5 protein-coding genes are annotated in these 3,072 nt (G+C 36.0%); all 5 read right to left on the reverse strand.

What is annotated here, in order from left to right; genetic code table 11:
• Positions 1-628 (reverse strand): hypothetical protein (locus ACFUTU_RS21305; RefSeq protein ID WP_377967942.1); only part of this gene is annotated, 628 nt, incomplete at its 3' end.
• Positions 629-1,432 carry a hypothetical protein gene (locus ACFUTU_RS21310; protein WP_376912104.1) on the reverse strand — a complete coding sequence of 268 codons (804 nt, stop codon included), beginning with the start codon at positions 1,430-1,432 and terminating at the stop codon, positions 629-631.
• A 53-nt stretch (positions 1,433-1,485) separates the two neighbouring features.
• Positions 1,486-1,722, reverse strand: coding sequence for a hypothetical protein (locus ACFUTU_RS21315; RefSeq protein ID WP_376912105.1), 237 nt, complete (start codon positions 1,720-1,722; stop codon positions 1,486-1,488).
• A 67-nt stretch (positions 1,723-1,789) separates the two neighbouring features.
• Positions 1,790-2,257: a hypothetical protein gene (locus ACFUTU_RS21320; protein WP_326194938.1), complete on the reverse strand. Its 468-nt coding sequence runs from the start codon at positions 2,255-2,257 to the stop codon at positions 1,790-1,792.
• Between the two features lie 20 nt (positions 2,258-2,277).
• The gene (locus tag ACFUTU_RS21325) at positions 2,278-2,445 is read right to left on the reverse strand and encodes a helix-turn-helix domain-containing protein (RefSeq protein WP_326194937.1); all 168 of its coding nucleotides are present in this window, start codon (positions 2,443-2,445) and stop codon (positions 2,278-2,280) included.
• Between the last annotated feature and the right edge of the window lie 627 nt (positions 2,446-3,072).

Below are 3,072 nucleotides of genomic sequence, written 5' to 3' on the forward strand. Positions count from 1 at the left end.
GATATAATGCCACACAGTCCAACCGTAAATATTCATTTAATTCAGGTTCATACGGATCGACCTTCATAAAATAATTCCCTTGGGATTCCCGGTCATCATATTTACCCGGGTCATTTGTGGGGTTTCCGTCAGCGTCAAGCGCCCATCCCAATTTCAAAATATGGTCTTTTAAATCTATTTTTGCTTTTTCTTGCGAAATATTAAAATCCTCACATATCTTTTTTAATGAACCCATTACAAGCTTGCTGGAATCATGAAATGTAATAGGTTGCGAAATAATTTCATTTTCTTCAGTTATTTGGGATTCATTAAGACCTGTTTTAAATACCGTAACGACATTATTAATAAAAATCGAATTTTTTAAATCCGCTTCAGGTAAAATGTCCTTTGCGATTTTTGAAATGTCGAAATCTAGATTATGAATAAATACATGACAATCGTATTTTGTGGTATACTGTGAGAGAACCGTTTTCAGGTTTTTAAAAGTGTTTGTCGCACGGTATCTACTACCGTCATATAATCCGACGCGGAAGACTTCCCCAAAAAGTCCTCGCGTCTCAGTATCAAGCGTAAGTATCTTAACGGGTTTACTTGCGCTTTTTTCTTTATTCTCTTTTTCCTTACTCATTTAAAATCCACCTCTCCATCGTAAATCCTTCGCTAAACGTTTCGCCGTTTTGATATTTACTTGCGGGAGATATTTCTGAATTAAATCCCCAATAAATTGAGCCTTTTCTTCATTGTCATATAAAACCCTCATGCCTGCATTTATTGCAATTAATAAATCTTTATATCTCCTTAAATCGGCTTTTCCTTCATATAGCAAAATCCATGAATTCATATCAGCCAGTCTAAGAGAATCAAAATTTCTCATAAATGCTTTATGCTGTTTCCTTTTATTATTGGGGACAACATGCATACTTATTGTTCCTATTTCAGCGGGAAGTTTAGCACCTAAAAAACCTCTTATAGATTCGATAAGATAATCAACGCTCACATGTCTGTAAGACCGTTTTAAGTCCTCTATCACATTTGCATCCATCATTGTGTCGGTTTTTTCTTTCCAGTAAATCATTAAATAGGGTTCAGTAGCTTGTCGGGCTTTTCTTTCAGCCGCTTTTCTTTTTCTTTCTTCAGCCTTCGCCCGCTTATTTAATTCTTTGTTATACCATTCATTAAATCGTGATTCGCTCCAATACCTTTTTGCGGAATGTTCGGAGACTTTAAATCCTAACCGTTTAATTAATTCAGATCGTTCATTTGCAATTAAACTACGACTCTTTTTCTTAACAATTTTATTTACTGTGGCAGGTTTATTTTTTAATTCCTTTATAACCTTTTTGTCAGTAATTCCGACTTTTTTCAAGGCAGCTATATTTTGTTTTTTCTGCTGTTTCTTCTTCAGCCGCTTTTTCTTCCCAATCAGTGACACCCCCTTTAAACACAAAAGTCACAGGGAAACGAATTTCCCTGTCAATTTAATATTTAAATGGCTTCTGCTTTTTGTGTCGGAATATAGCGAACAGAACCGCGTGACAGTTCGTCTTGTGCTTCAGCATGAAAATAGGAGACTATTGCAAGCATTTCTGAACGAGTGAAACTAATAATCTGTTGTGTATCGTCATCAAGCTTTTGAGCGAAACAATACATATTCTCCACTCTATCCTCTTTAATCTCTGTGCGGCGTTCTCCGTTGTCGAAAATCATTACGTTTTTATCCAAGTCTAGCAACCTCCGTATATAGTAATTTAATATAAGAAAAGCCGCCCCGATCGGAGCGACTATTTAATTAGTCCACAAGCGCAAGTGTCAATGTTTTAAAGCCGCGGCGGGTTTTAACTTCTTTTGGAACAACTTTTAATGGCTCGTCCGTCCAAGGACCTTGCCCTACAATCCCAATGATACGTTGTAGGGAGCTTGCTACGCCCTGAGATACACTGTGATAGCCTTGTCCGTCTGCTGTTAAAAGAACAACGCGCATTGCCTGAATTGTCTCTTTCGTGACTTCATCCTCTAATTCAACCGCATGGGCGACCATGTCTGTAATTTCAATTACTTCTCCGATATGGTCTGATAGAGAGTGTTCAGCGTTGCTTACCGCGTTGTAAAGTTTGATGCTGCTCTTTCTGTCCGTTGCCTGGATAGTTGAAAACATTTGTTGTGTACCTTGTTCAAAAATACTTGGTGATGCTGTTGCAATGTCCTCAGTTGCCAATACGTCAGTAGTGTTTTCAGTGTTTTTAATAGTGTTTGTCATTTTAAAATTCCCCCAAAGAATTAATTTTGTTTTAAGTATTCATTGAATTTTTCAGCTGACACGCGCCATTCTCGACCGACTTTGAAACCTTTAATTTCTCCGTTGTTCAGCATTTTGCGAGCCGTTTTTTCAGATATTTTTAATATCTCGGCTACCTGTTTAACTGTTAAAACCTCTTCACTAGACAAAAAGCGTACCTCCCTCTACATATGTATCACTTCCTTTAAAGGGCTTCAGATTCCTTTATGTTCCCTTTGATGACCTTATCTTACCATCAAGGGATATATCATGTCTACCCCTTTTTACAAATTTCTTCAGAATTTTTTCAGGAAGGATTCGACATTATGCGACATATTGGTAGGAGAAGAAAATATTTCTGTACCAATAATAGAACACATGTTCCTGAATGTAAAGTCCTATTATATATGAAATAACTGGGTATCAGGGATAGAAATGTCCTATCTCTTATGTTCGCACTGAGTATAAATGTTTATAACAGGTTATTATTGACAAACTAAAATAAGTGTGTATATACTCTCTCCATTAAAGGAGATGAATAATTTATGCCAAATCTAGAAATATTAGATATTATTAATATGAAATTAGATACGAAATACAAGCATATTGAACACTTTTTAAAGGATTGGATAGATAAGAAGTACAACAATATGGATGTTTACGAAATTCTTGTATATTTAAAACACTTTAATATATCGCCTAAAGAATAGTCCTCCCTTTTCCGGGAGGATATTTTATTTATTGACAGTTCCCGTGGTTCATGTTAATTAGCACAGAAATGTGGGATTGTCAAGGAA

It is taken from the genome of Arthrobacter sp. NPDC057388 (genome assembly GCF_042668165.1).
GTDB lineage: Bacteria > Actinomycetota > Actinomycetes > Actinomycetales > Micrococcaceae > Arthrobacter.

Bases quoted from the DNA above. Each gene is read 5' to 3' on its own strand.
- ACFUTU_RS21320 (WP_326194938.1), bottom strand. From the start codon at position 2,257: ATGACAAACACTATTAAAAACACTGAAAACACTACTGACGTATTGGCA.